Here is an 18,040-nt window from a genome sequence, read left to right as displayed (position 1 = left end):
ACAAGACCAATTCTATATTGGATTCCTCGATAACGGCGGATCACTATCGGCTTACACAAGAAAACGACTTCACGGGTATCGAAATGAGTCTTCCAACGATCACGTCCATCGAGACGATCATCGTCGACCTGCCAACCATTCGCCCGCACAAGCTGGCCATGCACACCATGCAGCACCAGACGCTGGTGATCATCCGCATCCGTGCCAGCGATGGCATCGAGGGCATCGGCGAGGCCACCACCATCGGCGGCCTGAGCTACGGCAACGAAAGCCCCGACAGCATCAAGACCAATATCGACACACACCTGGCACCCATGCTGATCGGCCAACCGGCCGGCAACATCAATGCCGCCATGCTGCGCCTGGAGCGCATCGCCCGTGGCAATACCTTCGCCAAGTCCGGCCTTGAAAGCGCCCTGCTCGACGCCCAAGGCAAACGCCTGAACATGGCGGTCAGCGAGTTGCTGGGCGGGCGCGTGCGCGACAGCCTGCCCGTGGCCTGGACCCTGGCCAGCGGCGACACCGCCCGCGACATTGCCGAAGGCGAGAAGATGCTCGACCTGCGCCGCCACCGCATCTTCAAGTTGAAGATTGGTGCCGGCGAGGTGAACAAGGACCTGGCCCATGTGATCGCCATCAAAAAAGCCATGGGCGAGCGCGCAAGCGTACGGGTCGACGTGAACCAGGCCTGGGACGAGGCCACGGCCCTGCGCGCCTGCCGCGTGCTGGGCGACAACGGCATCGACCTGGTGGAACAACCGATCTCGCGCAACAACCCGGCCGGCATGGCGCGCCTGAGTGTCAGCAGCCCGATCCCGATCATGGCCGATGAATCCATCGAGTGCGTGGAAGACGCCTTCAACCTGGCGCGCATCGGCGCCGGCAGCATCTTTGCCCTCAAGATTGCCAAGAACGGTGGCCCGCGCGCCGTGCTGCGTACCGCAGCCATTGCCGATGCCGCCGGTATCGGCCTGTACGGCGGCACCATGCTCGAAGGCAGCGTCGGCACCCTGGCCTCGGCCCACGCCTTCCTGACCTTGCCGCGTTTGGGCTGGGACACCGAACTGTTCGGCCCGCTGCTGCTGACCGAGGACATCGTGGCCAACAAGCCCGAATACCGCGACTTCCACCTGCACATACCGAACACCCCGGGCTTGGGCCTGGAACTGGACGAAGAGCGCCTGGCCTTCCACCGCCGCGACAAAGCCAGCACAACCTACAGCCATTCCTGAGGAGGCGTTGCGATGCTGTTCCACGTAAAAATGACCGTCAACCTGCCGGTAGACATGAACCCCGAGCAAGCCGCACGCTTGAAGGCTGACGAAAAAGCCCTGGCCCAGCGCCTGCAACAGCAGGGCAAGTGGCGCCACCTGTGGCGCATTGCAGGGCTTTACGCCAACTACAGCGTGTTCGATGTCGACAGCGTGCAAGAACTGCACGACACGCTGATGCAATTGCCGCTGTACCCCTACATGGCGATCGAGGTGGACGCAATGTGCCGCCACCCCTCCTCGATCCACGAAGACGACCGTTGATACCCGCCTGAACAGGCGAGCTGACTAATAATTACAAGATGAGGCCATAACCATGACTGCTATCAAAATCTCGCAAACCGAACCGGTGCAAAAATTCCTCGAAGAGGCCAGCGGCATCCTCAACGACGGCGGCAACCCACGGGCCAAGACGCTGATCCACCGCATCCTGAAAGACACGGTAAAAATCATTGAAGAGCTGGACGTCACCCCTGAAGAGTTCTGGAAGGCGGTGAACTACCTCAACGTGCTGGGCGCCCGTCAAGAAGCCGGGTTGGTGGTCGCAGGCCTGGGCCTGGAACACTACCTGGACCTGCAACTGGATGCCCAGGACGAGGCGGCCGGCCAACTGGGCGGCACCCCGCGCACCATCGAAGGCCCGCTGTACGTGGCCGGCGCACCGCTGAGCAAAAACGAAGCGCGCCTGGACGACGGCACCGACCCAGGCAAACCCCTGTTCATGAAAGGCCAGGTCAAGGACACCCAAGGCAAGCCCGTGGCCAACGCCATCGTCGACGTCTGGCAGGCCAACACTGGCGGCACCTACTCCTACTTCGACCCGAGCCAATCGGAATTCAACCTGCGCCGGCGCATCGAGACAGACGCCGAAGGCCGTTATCGCTTGCGCAGCATCGTGCCGTCAGGCTACGGCTGCCCACCGGACGGCCCTACCCAGCAGTTGCTCGACCAACTGGGCCGCCACGGCCAACGCCCGGCGCACATCCACTTCTTTATCTCGGCACCCGGCCACCGCCACCTGACCACCCAGATCAACCTGTCAGGCGAGAAGTACCTGCATGACGACTTCGCCTACGCCACACGTGACGAGCTGATCGCGCAGATCACTTTCAGCACAGACCAGGCACGTGCCAAGGCGTATGGGGTGAGCGGCGAGTTCGCCGAGATCGACTTCGACTTCACCTTGCAACCGACCGTGCAAGACCAGGCGCAAGAGCGCGGTGAGCGGGTGCGGGCCCTGGAAGAGTGAGGGCCTCTTCGCGGATAAATTCGCTCCTACAGGGGGACTTGTCGCCCTGTAGCGGAGTTATCCGCGAAAAAGCCACCGCTCAATTCCAGGCATAAAAAAGGGCAGCTCATGGCTGCCCTTTTTTCATTCCCTTAGTGATGCTCGCGCGTCGCGCGGAATTTCACGTCAGGCCAGCGCTCTTCCATCAGCGCCAGGTTGACCCGGGTCGGGGCCAGGTAAGTCAGGTGGCCGCCGCCATCCAGCGCGAGGTTTTCCACGGCCTTGACCTTGAACTCCTCGAGCTTCTTCTTATCGCTGCATTCGATCCAGCGGGCTGACCATACGGTGATCGGCTCGTAGGCGCATTCCACCTTGTATTCTTCCTTCAGGCGGCTGGCGACCACATCGAACTGCAGCACACCCACGGCGCCCAAAATGATGTCGTTGCTGCGCTCGGGGAAGAACACCTGGGTGGCGCCCTCTTCGGCCAACTGTTGAAGGCCTTGGCGCAGTTGCTTGGATTTGAGCGGGTCTTTCAGGCGCACACGGCGGAACAGTTCTGGTGCAAAGTGCGGAATACCGGTGAAGCCCAGCACTTCGCCTTCGGTAAAGGTGTCACCGATCTGGATGGTGCCGTGGTTGTGCAGGCCGATGATATCGCCCGCCCAGGCCTCGACCAGTTGCTCACGCTCCGAGGAGAAGAACGTCAACGCATCGCCCACGCGCAGGTCTTTGCCGGTGCGCACGTGGCGCATCTTCATGCCCTGGTCGTACTTGCCCGAGCAAATGCGCATGAACGCGATGCGGTCGCGGTGCTTGGGGTCCATGTTCGCCTGGATCTTGAACACGAAACCGGTGAACTTGGGCTCGGTGGGTTCTACGGTGCGCTCGTTGGCAACGCGGGCCAAGGGGCGCGGGGCCCAGTCGACGACCGCGTCCAGCACATGGTCGACACCAAAGTTGCCCAGGGCGGTACCGAAGAACACCGGGGTCAGTTGGCCGTTCATGAACTCTTCTTGGTTGAACTCATGGCAGGCACCCTGCACCAGTTCCAACTGGTCGACGAAACGATCGTACTCGTCACCCAGGTGCTCGCGGGCCTCATCGGAGTCCAGCTTCTCGATGATCTTGACCTCGGTGCGCTCGTGGCCGTGGCCTGGGGTGTAGACGATGATGTAGTCGTCGGCCAGGTGGTACACGCCCTTGAAGTCGCGGTAGCAACCGATCGGCCAGGTGATGGGCGCAGCCTTGATCTTCAGTACCGCCTCGATTTCGTCCAGCAGCTCGATCGGGTCGCGAATGTCGCGGTCCAGCTTGTTGATGAAGCTGACGATCGGCGTGTCGCGCAGGCGGCAAACGTCCATCAGGGCGATGGTCCGCGGCTCTACGCCCTTACCACCGTCGAGCACCATCAAGGCCGAGTCCACCGCCGTCAGGGTGCGGTAGGTATCTTCCGAGAAGTCTTCGTGGCCGGGGGTGTCGAGCAGGTTGACCATGTGGTCGCGATACGGGAACTGCATCACGGACGTCGTGATGGAGATACCACGCTGCTTCTCCATTTCCATCCAGTCGGAGGTGGCGTGACGGTCGGATTTACGCGACTTCACGGTACCGGCGACGGAAATCGCCTTGCCCATCAGCAACAGCTTCTCGGTGATGGTGGTCTTACCCGCATCCGGGTGGGAAATAATGGCGAAGGTGCGGCGTTTCGCGACTTCGGCGGCCTGTTGCGTCATGGGAACTCGCCTGGCGGGTGATTCAAAAAAGGGCGCAGATTATAGCTCAAAGTGAAGGCCGATCTGAACCGTTCGGTAAATTAAGGGTGGCCAAATGCTGTCTCAGATGGGAACCTTTTAATAAGCGGAGACGTCCACTCCCTGATTCGATCATTCGTCAGGGTTAGCAAAATCAGCTAGTTAGCCTGACGAGGCTGCGCTCATGGCACGCATCGACACTGTTTTCAAAACGTCTGCGTGCTGCTTCTCGCGACCCTGCAGTTGACCGCCAGGAATGGCCGGTCGCCACTGACTGCGGGCCGCCGACTGAAAAAAAGGAGTCCGCCTGTGGCTAATCGCTATGGCAAGGGGCTGATAGGATGCGTGGCAACGCTCGCGATCCTGGCCCTGCTGGTCCACTGGATCGGCATCAGTACCATCAAGCACTACCAGGATGACCTGCTGTTCTACCTGCAGGCTCATTTGATCCTGGTGCTGGCCTCGATGCTGGCCGCGTTGGTAGTGGGGATCCCCGCTGGCATTGCGTTAAGTCGACCGAACATGGTCGGCCGCGCCGAACGCTTCATGCAAGTCTTCAACATCGGCAACACCGTTCCCCCCTTGGCCGTCCTGGCCATCGCCCTGGGCATCCTGGGCATCGGCAGTGGCCCGGCGATCTTCGCCCTGTTCCTGGCCTCCCTGCTCCCCATCGTGCGCAACACCTACGAAGGCCTGAAGAATGTTCAGGGCTCTTTGAAGGAAGCCGCCGTGGGCATCGGCATGACCCCCCGCCAAGTGCTGTTCAAGGTGGAACTGCCCAACGCCGTGCCGATCATCATCGGTGGCGTGCGCGTGGCCTTGGCGATCAACGTCGGCACCGCCCCGCTGGCGTTCCTGATCGGCGCCAACAGCCTGGGCAGCCTGATCTTTCCCGGCATCGCCCTGAACAACCAGCCGCAACTGCTGCTGGGTGCCGCCTGTACCGCCCTGCTCGCCCTGCTGCTCGACGGCCTGGTGATCGTGGTGAGCCGTACCTGGCTGGAACGTGGCCTGACCCGCTGAGACAAGGAACTGCTATGAAGAAGTTATGCATGCTGCTGGGCCTGGCCCTGCTGTGCACAGGCGTTGCCCACGCTGCGCAAAAGCCAGTGATCCGCCTGGGCGCCCGAGTGTTCACCGAACAAACCATCCTGGCCGAAATTACCGCCCAGTACCTCAATGCCCGTGGCTACGACGTACGGACCACCGGCGGCCTGGGCAGCACCCTGGCGCGCAGTGCCCAGGAAACCGGCCAACTGGACATGGTGTGGGAATACACCGGCGTGTCGCTGGTGTCCTACAACCATGTCGATGAAAAACTCGACAGCGCCGCCACTTACGCCCGGGTGAAAGAGCTGGACGCGAAAAAAGGCCTGGCGTGGCTCGCGCCTTCCAAGTTCAGCAACACTTACGCCTTGGCGCTGCCTGAAGAAGTCGCCAAGCAATACCCGCAGGTGAACACCATCAGCCAACTGAACCAGGTGCTGCTGGACGAACCGAAGAAGGGCCACGTGCTGGCGCTGGACACCGAGTTCGCCAACCGTTCCGACGGTCTGGTGGGGCTGACCAAGACCTACGACTTGAAATTCACCCGCAACGACATCCGCCAGATGGACGCCGGCCTGGTCTACACCGCCCTGCGCAACGGCCAGGTATTCACGGGCCTGGTGTACACCACCGACGGGCGCCTGAACGCCTTCCACCTCAAGCTGCTGGAAGACGACAAGCACTACTTCCCCGACTACACCGCAGCCCCCGTGGTGCGCCAGGTGTTCCTCGACGCCCACCCGGACCTGGCCCCGTTGCTCAAGCCACTGGCCGAGTCGCTGGACGATGAAACCATGCGCCAACTGAACGCCAAGGTCGACGTCGAACACCAGAGCCCCAGCGTGGTGGCCGCCGACTTCCTGCGCCAGCACCCGCTGCCCGCCAACGCCGCGAAGGAGCAGCCATGAGTTTTCTCGATACCTTTTCCCACCTCGACTGGGCCCTGGTGCTGCACCTGACCTGGCAGCACATCACCTTGGTGGGCGTTGCCGTGACCCTGGCAATTGTCGTAGGCGTGCCCCTGGGCGTGCTGATGACCCGCTTCCCCAGCCTGGCCGGCCCGCTGCAAGCCAGCGCCACGGTGCTGCTGACCATTCCGTCGATCGCCCTGTTCGGCCTGCTGTTGCCGTTCTACTCCAAGTTCGGCCAGGGCCTGGGGCCGATGCCGGCTATCACCGCGGTGTTCCTGTACTCGTTGCTGCCCATCATGCGCAACACCTACCTGGCCCTGACCGGCGTGGAACCGGGCATCCGTGAAGCCGCCAAAGGCATCGGCATGACCTTCGGCCAGCGCCTGCGCATGGTCGAACTGCCCATCGCCGTGCCGGTGATCCTCGCCGGCGTGCGCACCGCCGTGGTGATGAACATCGGCGTGATGACCATCGCCGCCACCATCGGCGCCGGCGGCCTGGGCGTACTTATCCTCACTTCCATCAGTCGCAGCGACATGTCCATGCTCATCGTCGGCGCCGTGCTGGTCAGTGTTTTGGCAATTATTGCCGACCTGTTCCTGCAATGGCTGCAACGCGCCCTGACTCCAAAAGGATTACTCAAATGATCGAACTTCAAAACCTGACCAAGACTTTTCAAAGCAACGGCAAAGCAGTCAAAGCCGTGGACTCCGTGAGCCTGACCGTCAACGAAGGCGAGATCTGCGTATTCCTCGGGCCTTCGGGCTGCGGTAAAAGCACCACGCTGAAAATGATCAACCGCCTGATCATGCCGACCTCCGGCAAGGTATTGATCAATGGCGAAGACACCACCGGCCTTGACGAAGTGACCCTGCGCCGCAACATCGGCTACGTGATCCAGCAGATCGGCCTGTTCCCCAACATGACCATCGAGGAGAACATCACCGTGGTGCCACGCCTGCTGGGTTGGGACAAGCAGAAATGCCACGACCGTGCCCGCGAATTGATGAGCATGATCAAGCTGGAGCCCAAGCAGTACCTGCATCGCTACCCGCGCGAACTGTCCGGTGGCCAGCAACAGCGCATCGGCGTGATCCGTGCGCTGGCGGCCGACGCGCCATTGCTGTTGATGGATGAGCCGTTCGGCGCCGTGGACCCGATCAACCGCGAGATGATCCAGAACGAGTTTTTCGAAATGCAGCGCGCGCTGAACAAGACCGTGATCATGGTCAGCCACGACATCGACGAAGCCATCAAGCTGGGTGACAAGATCGCCATCTTCCGCGCCGGCAAACTGCTGCAGATCGACCACCCGGACACGCTGCTGGCGCACCCGGTGGACGACTTCGTCAGCAACTTCGTCGGCCAGGACAGCACCCTCAAGCGCCTGCTGTTGGTAAAGGCCGAAGACGCTGCCGACAACGCACCGTCGGTAAGCCCGCAAACGCCGGTGGCCGAGGCCCTGGAACTGATGGACGAACACGACCGCCGCTACGTGGTCATGACCGACGCGCAGAACAAAGCCATGGGCTACGTGCGCCGCCGCGACCTGCACCGCCAGCAAGGCACCTGCCAGGACTACCTGCGCCCATTCAACGCCACCGCCGCCTATGACGAGCACCTGCGCATCCTGCTGTCGCGCATGTACGAGTTCAACCGCGCATGGTTGCCGGTGCTCGATGCCGAGAACGTGTTCCTGGGCGAGGTGACCCAGGAGTCCATCGCGGCGTACCTGAGCTCGGGCCGTTCGCGCGGCATGAAGACCAACATCGTCTCGCCGGCTGATTTGGTGGAGCAGTCTCCGGCGGCCTGATCGGCGGCGTCTGGTTCGCGGATAAATCCGCTCCTGCAGGGTTACTCTGTAGGAGCGGATTTATCCGCGAAAGCCGTCACACGTTCTAGAACCCCACGTAGATCCCCGAAGCGCACAAATAGTAACGCTTCCCATTAAACCAGGCCGTCCCCCATTGATCCGCCCGACGGGGGGGAACATCAGCCTGTCATATCGGTCGGTTAGATAAGTGGCTGAACTGCAGTCGCGACGAACGTGTGTAAAAACGCGACATTTTTAGTTGATCTTGAGCCCCTCACGTCCTAAAGTTCGCGCCGAACGTCCATGCTGGAAACGATCCATCCGGCTCAAGTACTGACGACGAGACAGCAAGGCCATGTGGGAGTCCTCTCTTCTGATGGCCTTTTTGCTTTCGGCGACATGCCTTGGGAAGTAGGCGAACCAAAGTGGGGATACGGAGGGCGTTCATTTGCACCCATTTAATCAACGAGTTTGCCACTAGGAGTCCCTAGCATGTCGATCCAGGTCGAAGACTATTTCGCGCGCGCCACTTTTGACAAAATGAAGGCGTTCGCCGACAAGCAAGAAACCCCGTTCGTACTCATCGACACCGCCATGATCAGCCAGGCGTACGACGACCTGCGCGCCGGTTTCGAATTCGCCAAGGTGTACTACGCGGTCAAGGCCAACCCAGCCGTCGAAATCATCGACCTGCTGCGCGACAAGGGCTCGAACTTCGACATCGCCTCGATCTACGAACTGGACAAGGTGATGAACCAGGGCGTTGGCCCGGACCGCATCAGCTACGGCAACACTATCAAGAAGTCCAAGGACATCCGCTACTTCTACGACAAGGGCGTGCGCCTGTACGCCACCGACTCCGAAGCTGACCTGCGCAACATTGCCAAGGCCGCGCCGGGCTCCAAAGTCTACGTGCGTATCCTGACTGAAGGCTCCACCACTGCCGACTGGCCCCTGTCACGCAAGTTCGGCTGCCAGACCGACATGGCCATGGACCTGCTGATCCTGGCTCGTGACCTGGGCCTGGTGCCTTACGGCATTTCCTTCCACGTAGGCTCGCAGCAGCGCGACATCAGCGTGTGGGACGCGGCCATCGCCAAGGTGAAGGTAATCTTCGAGCGCCTGAAGGAAGAAGACGGCATCACCCTCAAGCTGATCAACATGGGTGGCGGCTTCCCGGCCAACTACATCACCCGTACCAACAGCCTGGAAACCTACGCCGAAGAGATCATCCGCTTCCTGAAGGAAGACTTCGGCGATGACCTGCCAGAGATCATCCTGGAGCCAGGCCGCTCGCTGATCGCCAACGCCGGCATCCTGGTGAGCGAAGTGGTACTGGTGGCGCGTAAATCCCGCACCGCCGTGGAGCGTTGGGTATACACCGACGTGGGCAAGTTCAGCGGCCTGATCGAAACCATGGACGAAGCCATCAAGTTCCCGATCTGGACCGAGAAAAAAGGCGAAGTGGAAGAAGTGGTGATCGCCGGCCCAACCTGCGACAGCGCCGACATCATGTACGAGAACTACAAGTACGGCCTGCCACTGAACCTGGCCATTGGTGACCGCCTGTACTGGTTGTCGACCGGTGCGTACACCACCAGCTACAGCGCAGTCGAGTTCAACGGCTTCCCGCCACTGAAGTCGTTCTACATCTAAGCGCTTCTGCAGTGATGAAAGCCCGGCCTGCATGCCGGGCTTTTTTGTCGGGTGTCAGGTCCGCGACCCTCAGGCGCCAGCCAACACGCTTGCCCGCGCCTGATACTCCACCGCCATTGCCTGAATCCGTGGATCAGCCGCTTGCAACAACGCCGGCCCACTCACCCGCAAGAAATTAAGATTGCCACCCGCCAACGCCACCCCAAGCCACTGCAGCGCCTGATCGATCAACCCCTGATCCGCCAACACCGCCGCATGGCTGAACTGCCCGCGAAAATCCCCCGCCTCGGCCGAGCGCCGATACCAGGCGTACGCCTGCGGCACGTCCACCGCACAGGCCAGGCCGCGCTCAAGATAACGCCCGTACAGGTTCATCGACTTGGCATGGCCCATTTCGGCGGCCCGCCGGTAGCAGGCCAGCGCTTGGCCATGGTCCAGGGGCACGCCGCGGCCGGTGCCCAGCAAATTGGCGTAGTTGTACAACCCCCAGTCCAGGCCGCCCATGGCCGCCTGGCGGTAATGGGTGGCGGCCAGCGTGGCATCGGCGTCGCCGCCCCAGCCGTGCTCCAGGCAGCGGCCGAGCATGTTGCGCGCCATCAGGTGGCCGCGCCGCGCGGCGATCTCAAACCAGCGCCGGGCCAGCACGGGGTCGCGCTCGATGCCCTGCCCGTCCAACAGGATCTGCCCCAGCAAAGCCTGGGCGTCGACCAGCTCGGCGCGGGCAGCCGACACAATCGCCTGCGCGGCCTGGGCCGGGTTGGCGTTGAGCATGGCCGCCAGTTGCTCGCCGTCGAGCACGTCTTCACGGCGCAGGTTGAACATGCTCAGACCTCGACCCAGCGGCGCAACAGGTTGTGGTAGGTGCCGGTGAGCTGGATCAGCGAGGGGTGATCGGGCACGTCGCGGCTCAGTTGCTGGATGGCGCCGTCCATTTCAAACAGCAACGCGCGCTGGCTGTCCTCGCGCACCAGGCTTTGGGTCCAGAAGAACGAGGCATAGCGCGCGCCACGGGTCACGGCGTTGACCTTGTGCAGGCTGGTGCTGGGGTACAGCAGCAGGTCACCGGCCGGCAGCTTGACCTGGCGGGTGCCGAAGGTGTCCTGGATCTCCAGTTCGCCGCCGTCGTAGTCCTCGGGGTCGCTGAAAAACAGCGTCGAGGACAGGTCGGTGCGCACCCGCTCGACGCTGCCCTTGGGCTGGCGCACGGCGTTGTCGACGTGGAAGCCGAAGCTGCCGCCGGCCTTGTAACAGTTGAGCAACGGTGGGAACACCTTGTTGGGTAACGCCGCCGACATAAACAACGGGTTGGCCCACAGGCGCTCCAGCAACGCGGCGCCAATTTCCACGGCCAGCGGGTGGCCTTCGGGCAACTGCAGGTTGTGCTTGGCCTTGGCCGATTGGTGGCCGGCGGTAATCTTGCCATCGGCCCAGTCGGCCTGCTCCAGCGCTTCGCGAATGCGCAGCACTTCCTCGCGGGAAAACAGGGCGGGAATGTGTAGAAGCATGGCCAAGGCACCAGAGAGCGAACGGGATGTCGATGATATTGATTCCCATTGACTGTGTACAACCGCCCGGACGAACGAATCGTCAGAAACCGTAACGCAAATGTGTAAAGAATGTAAATTCAGTGCGAATAGTAATCTGTCTCAATTGATACAAATACGTGTTTACAATATATTCCGCCGCCTCGTTACCTTGGGGAAGGCTAAAAATATGTCGCGTCAACACGTGCAAGTCCCGGTCAGTTCACCTCGCTTACTTGCCTCTGCCATCGGCATGGCGCTGACGGCGACTTCCGCCGTGCAGTTGGCCCACGCCGCTGAAGACACCGACGCGAAAACCACCGGCAAGTCGATTGCCCTGGACGCCACCAGCATTACCGGTGAAGCCCAGGAGGCCCAGTCCTACCAGGTGCAAAAGGCCTCGTCACCCAAGTACACCGCGCCACTGGTGGACACCCCGCGCTCGGTCACCGTGATCCCGCAGCAAGTGTTGAAAGACACCAACGCCACCAACCTGCAGGACGCGCTGCGCACGGTCTCGGGCATCACCTTTGGTGCCGGCGAAGGCGGCAACCCCCAGGGCGACCGCCCGATCATCCGTGGCTTCGACGCCCAGGGCGACACCTACCTGGACGGCGTGCGTGACACCGGCGCGCAAACCCGCGAGATCTTCGACATCGAATCGATCGAAGTCAGCAAAGGCCCCAACTCCACCTTTGGTGGCCGTGGCGCCGCCGGCGGCAGCCTGAACCTGGTGAGCAAGCAGCCCAAGGAAAACGACTTCCTGGATGCCGGCTTCACCTACGGCTCCGACCAGACCCGCCGCTACACCCTGGACGTGAACCGCAAGTTCCTCGACACCGCGGCGTTCCGCCTGAACCTGATGAGCCACGAGCAGAACGTCAGCGGCCGCGACTCGATCAACTACGACCGCTGGGGCGTGGCACCGTCGCTGACCTTTGGCCTGGGCACACCCACCCGCGTCAACTTCAGCTACTACCACATGGAAAGCAACGACCTGCCGGACTCGGGCATTCCGTACGGCTACGGCTCCAACTCGGCCACCGCCGTGCACGTGCACGACAAGCCCACCGATGGCGGCGACAGCAACAACTTCTACGGCCTCAAAGACCGTGACTTCCGCAAGACCCGCGCCGACATCAGCACCATCAGTTTCGAACACGATCTAAACGACACCATGACCGTGAAGAACACCCTGCGCCACGGCAGCAGCGGCCAGGACTACATCCTCACCCAACCGGACGACAGCCAGCACAACGTGAACCGCTTCGGTACTGTGTGGCGCCGTGCCAACGCCCGTGTCAGCACCACCGAAACCACCACCAACCAGACCGATCTGTTTGGCGAGTTCAACCTGGCAGGCTTCAAGAACAACTACTCCACCGGTATCGAAATTACCCGTGAAGAGAGCAAGGTCACCGGCTACACCTTTGCCAACCCGGCCAACAGCAACCCCGGCGCTACCTCGCCAGGCGGTGCTGGCTGCCAGGTGGGTGAAAGCAACGGCGGTACCTGCACCTCGTTGAGCGACCCTAACCCGAACGACGCCTACACCGGCACCATCAGCCGCAACTACGCGGGCACCAAGACCACCGCCGACACCCGCGCCATCTACGCCTTCGACACCATCGAACTGGACCCGCAATGGCTGCTGAACCTGGGTGCGCGCTACGACAGCTTCGACACCAAGGCCAACAACACCACCACCGGCAAGACCAAGAACGACAGCAACTTCTGGACCTGGCAGGCAGGCGTGGTGTTCAAGCCTACCGAAAACGGCAGCATCTACACCTCGTTCGCCACCTCGGCCACCCCGCCAGGCGCCATGCTCAACGAAGGCAGCGACGGCAACCCGCTGACCGCCGGCAACAGCACTTTGGCCAGCGACCTTGAGCCAGAAACCACCAAGAACTACGAAGTAGGCACCAAGTGGGACCTGTTCCACGACCGCCTGTCGTTGACCGGCGCGATCTTCCGCACCGAGAAAACCAACACCCGCGTGCTGACCTCCAGCAACACCTACACCAACGCCGGCGAGTCCCGCGTGGATGGCGTCGAGCTGTCGGCCAGCGGCAAGATCACCGAAAAATGGCAGTTGTTCGCCAACTACAGCTACCTGAAAAGCGAGCTGGTAGACCCAGGCCTGGTCGGCCGCAACGGCGCAGTCACCGTGGGTGCCGTTTCGCAGAAAGGCAACGAGATGCCTAACGTGCCTAAAAACAGCGCCAGCATCTGGACCACCTACGAGTTGATGCCAAAAGTCACCATCGGTGGCGGTGCCTTCTACGTCGGCGAAGTGTATGGCGACACGGCCAATACCGTGTACGTACCGTCCTACACCCGCTACGACGCCATGGCCAGCTACAAGCTGAACAAGAACGTCGACTTCCAGGTCAACGTGCAAAACCTGACCGACAAGGTCTACTACGACAAGGCTTACGCCGCGCACTTCGCCAACCAGGCCGCCGGCCGCACCGTGTTGTTCAGCACCAACTTCCACTTTTAAGTGAGGTTGGTGAAAAGCCCCGCCCATTTCGGTGAGCGGGGCTTTTTCGTGGTTGAGATGCATTCGCAATAAATGCGGCATAATGCGCGCCGCGGTCTCTTTTTCTGCAGGGCATGGTGGCTTGAAGTGTTGAAGAAAACACTGTTTCAACTGCATTGGTTTTTTGGCATCACCGCCGGGCTGGTGCTGGCATTCATGGGCATTACCGGTGCCATGGTATCGTTCCAGGATGAAATCCTGCGCGCGCTCAACCCCGACTCGCTCAAGGTCCAAGTGCTGGACAGCGGCGCATTGGCGCCCAGCGTACTGACGCAAAAACTGGAGGCCGCGCAAGGCGAGAAGGTCACCATGCTGTGGGTCGAGACCCAAAGCGACAACGCCGCGCGGGTGTTCTACGCCCCGCCCCCGGGCGAACGCCGCGGGCCCATGCGCTATTTCGACCCGTACACCGGCGAGCTGACCGGCGACGTCAACGGCCAGGATTTCTTCGGCCTGGTGCTCAACCTGCACCGCTGGCTGGCCATGGGTGAAGTCGGCAAGCAGATCACCGGCGCCTGCACCCTGATCCTGGTGTTTTTCTGCCTGACCGGGCTGTACCTGCGCTGGCCGCGCAAACCGCTGAACTGGCGCGTGTGGCTGACCCTGGACTGGGCCAAAAAGGGCCGCAGCTTCAACTGGGACCTGCACGCCGTGTTCGGCACCTGGTGCATGGTGGTGTACCTGCTGCTGGCCACCACGGGCCTTTACTGGTCTTACGACTGGACCCGCAACGGCCTGACCCAACTGCTGGGTGACAAGCCCGCCGCCGGCCAGGAGCGCAAAGGTGGCGAAGGCCGTGGCCGTCGCGGCCCACCCGAAGTCGCCAAAGACCAGCCCCCGCTGGTGGTGGACTACGATGCGGTCTGGGCCAGTATCCAGAAAGCCGCAGGGCCTGAGCTGAACGCCTACAACCTGCGCCTGCCACCGGCCGGCAACATGCCTGCCACGGTGTTCTACCTGCTGAGCACCTCGCCCCACGACCGCGCGCTGAACATGATCAACCTGGACCCGGCCACCGGCAAGGTCAGCAACGTTGAGCGCTACGCCGACAAAAGCCTGTCGGCGCAACTGCTCACCAGTAACTACGCGTTGCACGTGGGCAGCTACTTCGGCTTGATCGGGCGCATCGTGGTCACCCTGGCCGCGCTGACCATGCCGCTGTTCTTCGTCACCGGCTGGCTGCTGTACCTGGACCGCCGCCGCAAAAAGCGCCAAGTACGCCTGGCCCGCCAAGGCCTGAACAACCCCGCCGCGCACCCGGCATCGTGGCTGATCGGCTTTGCCAGCCAAAGCGGTTTTGCCGAACAACTGGCCTGGCAAAGCGCCGGCCAATTGCAGGCCGCGGGTGTGCCGGTGCGCGTGCAATCACTGGCCAGCCTGACCCAGGCCGACCTGCATAAAACCAGCAACGCGCTGTTTGTGATCAGCACCTTCGGCGACGGCCAGGCCCCCGACAGCGCCCGTGGTTTCGAGCGCAAGGTGCTCGGCCAGCCGTGGGTGCTGGACCACCTGAACTATGCCCTGCTGGCCCTGGGCGACCGCCAGTACCCGCAGTTCTGCGGCTTTGCCCGGCGCCTGCACCATTGGCTTGGCACCCGTGGCGCGCGCAGCGCGTTCGCCCCCGTCGAAGTCGACAGTGCAGACCCGCACGGCCTGCAACACTGGCAGGCGCAACTGGGCAGACTCACCGGCGCGCAACCCACCGTGACCTGGCAAGCGCCACTGTTCGAAGACTGGACGCTGAGCCAGCGCGAACTGCTGAACCCCGACAGCGCAGGCTCGCCGGTGTACCTGTTGGGCCTTACTCCACCTTCGGCACGCCAATGGGAAGCGGGCGACCTGATCGAGGTTAAACCGCGCTTGAGCACCGACGTGCCGCTGGACACCCAGCCGCGCGAATACTCGATCGCCTCCATCGCAAGCCACGGCGTGCTGGAACTGATCGTGCGCCAGGAGCGCCACCCCGACGGCAGCCTGGGCCTGGGCTCTGGCTGGCTGACAGAGCACGCGCCCTTGGGCTCGGCCATCAGCCTGCACCTGCGGCGTAACAGCGGCTTTCATCAGCCAGCCGATGATGCACCGGTGATTCTGATCGGCAACGGCACAGGCCTTGCCGGGCTGCGCAGCTTGCTCCAGGCGCGTATCGCGGCGGGGTATTCGCGCAATTGGCTGGTGTTTGGCGAACGCAACCAGGCCCACGATTTCTACCTGCGTGATGAGTTGCTGGGGGCGGGCTTAGCCCGGCTTGATCTGGCGTTCTCGCGGGACCAGGCCGAAAAGGTCTATGTGCAGGACAAGCTGCGTGAAGCAGCGGATGAACTGCGTGCCTGGGTTGATGACGGTGCGGTGATCTACGTGTGTGGCAGCCTGCAAGGGATGGCGGCAGGGGTGGATCAGGTGTTGCGCGAGGTGCTTGGGGTTGAGGGGGTGGAGCAGTTGGTGGAGCTGGGGCGGTATCGACGCGACGTTTACTGACCACTCACGCTACGTGTCGGTAGCTTCGCGGGTAAATCCGCTCCTGTAGGAGCGGATTTATCCGCGAAGGGGCCCTCAAGCCTTAACCGGCTCCACCGCCAACTCCACCATCTCCGGCCGCTTGACCACCGAATACACCACCGCCGTCAGCAACGAACCCGCCACGATCGCCAGCAAATACAGCAGCGCATGGTTGATCGCATTCGGTATCAGCATCACGAACAAGCCACCGTGCGGCGCCATCAGCTTGCAGCCGAAGTACATCGACAGCGCACCGGTCAATGCACCACCGGCGATGCTCGACGGGATTACCCGCAACGGGTCTTTGGCGGCAAAGGGAATCGCCCCTTCGGAGATAAAGCACAGCCCCAGCACCAGCGCTGCCTTGCCCGCTTCACGTTCGCTTTGGGCAAACTTGTGGCGGGCCAAAAAGGTGGCGATGCCCAGGCCGATCGGCGGCACCATGCCCGCGGCCATGGTAGCGGCCATGGGTGCGTAGCTGTTGGAGGCCAGCAGGCCCACCGAGAACGCGTAGGCGGCCTTGTTGATCGGCCCGCCCAGGTCGACGCACATCATGCCGCCCAGCAGCACGCCCAGCAGCAAGGCGTTGGTGGTGCCCATGCTGTCGAGGAAGTGCGTCAGCGCCTCGAGCATGCCAGCCACCGGCTTGCCCACCACGTAGATCATCACCAGGCCCGTGAACAGGCTGGCGAACAGCGGGATGATCAGGATCGGCTTCAAGGCCTCAAGGCTGGCCGGCAGGCGTGCGTAGCGGTTGATCGCCTTGGCCGCGTAGCCGGCGATGAAGCCTGCGACGATGCCACCGATAAAACCTGCGCCCAGGGTGCTTGCCAGCAAGCCACCGATCATCCCCGGCGCCAGGCCCGGGCGGTCGGCGATGGAGTAGGCGATGTAACCGGCCAGCAACGGCACCATCAGTTTGAAGGCGGTTTCGCCGCCGATCTGCATCAAGGCGGCGGCCAGGGTGCCCGGCTCCTTGAACGCGGTAATGCCGAACACGAACGACAGCGCGATCATCAAGCCGCCCGCCACCACCATCGGCAGCATGAACGACACGCCGGTGAGCAGGTGTTTGTAGACGCCGGTTTTTTCCTGCTTGGCCGGGGCCGAGCCGCTAGCGTTGGAGGCGCTTTCTTCCTTGGCTTCGGCCAGGGCTTTTTTCAGCGTGGCTTGCGCCTGCTTCAAGGCAATGCCGGTGCCGCAACGGAAGATGCGCTTGCCGGCGAAGCGCTCGGTGGCCACTTCGATGTCGCAGGCCAGCAGCACCACATCGGCGTCGCTGATGGTGGCGGCGCTCAACGGGTTGCGCGCGCCGACCGAGCCTTGGGTTTCCACCTGCAACTCATAGCCCAATTGCTTGGCGGCGGTTTGCAGGGCCTCGGCGGCCATAAAGGTGTGCGCCACGCCGGTTGGGCAGGCGGTGATCGCCACCAACCGTGGAGCACGCTCGACGGCGGGTGCAACTGCCGCTTGTGCCGGCGCCTGGTAGGGCGTGGCCTGGTCGGCGGCCATGCGCAGGAAGGCATCCGTGTCTTGCAGGGCGTAGGCCGGGGTGCTCTGGTACAGACGCTTGCCGGCGAAGCGGCTCAGGTCCAGGGCGCCGGTGTTCACCACCAGTACCCAGTCGGCCGCGTCGATGATGGCCTGGGACAGGCGTTTTTCCGGCTGGGCCGGGTCGTGCACTTCAACGCTGGTGCTCCAGCCTTGGCGCTGGGCCACGGCGTCGAGCAGGCGCGCACTGAGCACACTGGAAACCTTGCCGCTGGGGCAAGCCGTGATGATGGCAAGTTTCATTG

At 62.5% G+C, this 18,040-nt stretch carries 14 protein-coding genes; 10 read left to right on the top strand and 4 right to left on the bottom strand.

Features of this window, described 5'->3' with window-relative positions:
- Nucleotides 1–83 precede the first annotated feature (83 nt).
- Genes L9B60_RS16200 through catA form a run of 3 tightly spaced genes read left to right on the top strand, consistent with a single transcriptional unit; the run spans nucleotide 84 to nucleotide 2,520 of the window.
- Nucleotides 84–1,232, top strand: a complete 1,149-nt coding sequence (locus tag L9B60_RS16200; RefSeq protein WP_249671658.1) for a muconate cycloisomerase family protein — start codon at nucleotides 84–86, stop codon at nucleotides 1,230–1,232.
- A gap of 12 nt (nucleotides 1,233–1,244) precedes the next feature.
- Nucleotides 1,245–1,535, top strand: coding sequence for a muconolactone Delta-isomerase (gene catC, locus L9B60_RS16195; protein ID WP_249671657.1), 291 nt, complete (start codon nucleotides 1,245–1,247; stop codon nucleotides 1,533–1,535).
- Nucleotides 1,536–1,587: 52 nt separating this feature from the next.
- Nucleotides 1,588–2,520 carry a catechol 1,2-dioxygenase gene (catA, locus tag L9B60_RS16190; RefSeq protein WP_249671656.1) on the top strand — a complete coding sequence of 311 codons (933 nt, stop codon included), beginning with the start codon at nucleotides 1,588–1,590 and terminating at the stop codon, nucleotides 2,518–2,520.
- 131 nt (nucleotides 2,521–2,651) lie between these two features.
- Here catA and L9B60_RS16185 read toward each other — a convergent pair whose 3' ends face one another.
- The gene (locus L9B60_RS16185) at nucleotides 2,652–4,235 is read right to left on the bottom strand and encodes a peptide chain release factor 3 (RefSeq protein WP_249671655.1); all 1,584 of its coding nucleotides are present in this window, start codon (nucleotides 4,233–4,235) and stop codon (nucleotides 2,652–2,654) included.
- Between the two features lie 327 nt (nucleotides 4,236–4,562).
- Here L9B60_RS16185 and L9B60_RS16180 point away from each other — a divergent pair, with 327 nt between their 5' ends.
- The 5 genes from L9B60_RS16180 (at nucleotide 4,563) to L9B60_RS16160 (ending at nucleotide 9,680) form a co-directional block, all read left to right on the top strand.
- Nucleotides 4,563–5,276 carry an ABC transporter permease gene (locus L9B60_RS16180; protein WP_249671654.1) on the top strand — a complete coding sequence of 238 codons (714 nt, stop codon included), beginning with the start codon at nucleotides 4,563–4,565 and terminating at the stop codon, nucleotides 5,274–5,276.
- A 14-nt stretch (nucleotides 5,277–5,290) separates the two neighbouring features.
- Nucleotides 5,291–6,208 carry a glycine betaine ABC transporter substrate-binding protein gene (locus L9B60_RS16175; protein WP_249671653.1) on the top strand — a complete coding sequence of 306 codons (918 nt, stop codon included), beginning with the start codon at nucleotides 5,291–5,293 and terminating at the stop codon, nucleotides 6,206–6,208.
- Nucleotides 6,205–6,858: an ABC transporter permease gene (locus L9B60_RS16170; RefSeq protein ID WP_249671652.1), complete on the top strand. Its 654-nt coding sequence runs from the start codon at nucleotides 6,205–6,207 to the stop codon at nucleotides 6,856–6,858. The genes L9B60_RS16175 and L9B60_RS16170 overlap by 4 nt, the downstream gene beginning before the upstream one ends.
- Nucleotides 6,855–8,024 carry an osmoprotectant ABC transporter ATP-binding protein OsmV gene (locus L9B60_RS16165; RefSeq protein ID WP_249671651.1) on the top strand — a complete coding sequence of 390 codons (1,170 nt, stop codon included), beginning with the start codon at nucleotides 6,855–6,857 and terminating at the stop codon, nucleotides 8,022–8,024. Before L9B60_RS16170 ends, L9B60_RS16165 begins: the two co-directional genes overlap by 4 nt.
- A gap of 492 nt (nucleotides 8,025–8,516) precedes the next feature.
- Nucleotides 8,517–9,680 (top strand): type III PLP-dependent enzyme, encoded by a 1,164-nt coding sequence (locus L9B60_RS16160; RefSeq protein WP_249671650.1) that lies wholly within the window; start codon nucleotides 8,517–8,519, stop codon nucleotides 9,678–9,680.
- Nucleotides 9,681–9,749: 69 nt separating this feature from the next.
- On the opposite strand, the gene L9B60_RS16155 is transcribed toward L9B60_RS16160, so the two are convergent.
- Complete coding sequence (locus tag L9B60_RS16155; protein ID WP_249671649.1) at nucleotides 9,750–10,502, bottom strand: tetratricopeptide repeat protein; 753 nt, start codon at nucleotides 10,500–10,502, stop codon at nucleotides 9,750–9,752.
- A gap of 2 nt (nucleotides 10,503–10,504) precedes the next feature.
- Nucleotides 10,505–11,185, bottom strand: a complete 681-nt coding sequence (locus L9B60_RS16150; protein ID WP_249671648.1) for a Fe2+-dependent dioxygenase — start codon at nucleotides 11,183–11,185, stop codon at nucleotides 10,505–10,507.
- Between the two features lie 208 nt (nucleotides 11,186–11,393).
- Here L9B60_RS16150 and L9B60_RS16145 point away from each other — a divergent pair, with 208 nt between their 5' ends.
- Together L9B60_RS16145 and L9B60_RS16140 are read left to right on the top strand one after the other, a co-directional pair.
- On the top strand, nucleotides 11,394–13,709 hold the full coding sequence (locus L9B60_RS16145) for a TonB-dependent receptor (RefSeq protein ID WP_249671647.1): 2,316 nt from the start codon (nucleotides 11,394–11,396) through the stop codon (nucleotides 13,707–13,709).
- Between the two features lie 126 nt (nucleotides 13,710–13,835).
- Entirely contained in the window at nucleotides 13,836–16,223 is a 2,388-nt protein-coding gene (locus tag L9B60_RS16140; protein ID WP_249671646.1) for a PepSY domain-containing protein, read from the top strand.
- 75 nt (nucleotides 16,224–16,298) lie between these two features.
- Here L9B60_RS16140 and L9B60_RS16135 read toward each other — a convergent pair whose 3' ends face one another.
- Nucleotides 16,299–18,038, bottom strand: coding sequence for a PTS fructose-like transporter subunit IIB (locus tag L9B60_RS16135; RefSeq protein ID WP_249671645.1), 1,740 nt, complete (start codon nucleotides 18,036–18,038; stop codon nucleotides 16,299–16,301).
- Nucleotides 18,039–18,040 lie beyond the last annotated feature (2 nt).

Source organism: Pseudomonas abieticivorans (assembly GCF_023509015.1).
Classification (GTDB): Bacteria; Pseudomonadota; Gammaproteobacteria; order Pseudomonadales; family Pseudomonadaceae; genus Aquipseudomonas; species Aquipseudomonas abieticivorans.
Note: the sequence above shows the minus strand (reverse complement) of the source record. Positions and strands in the feature narration are given on the sequence as shown.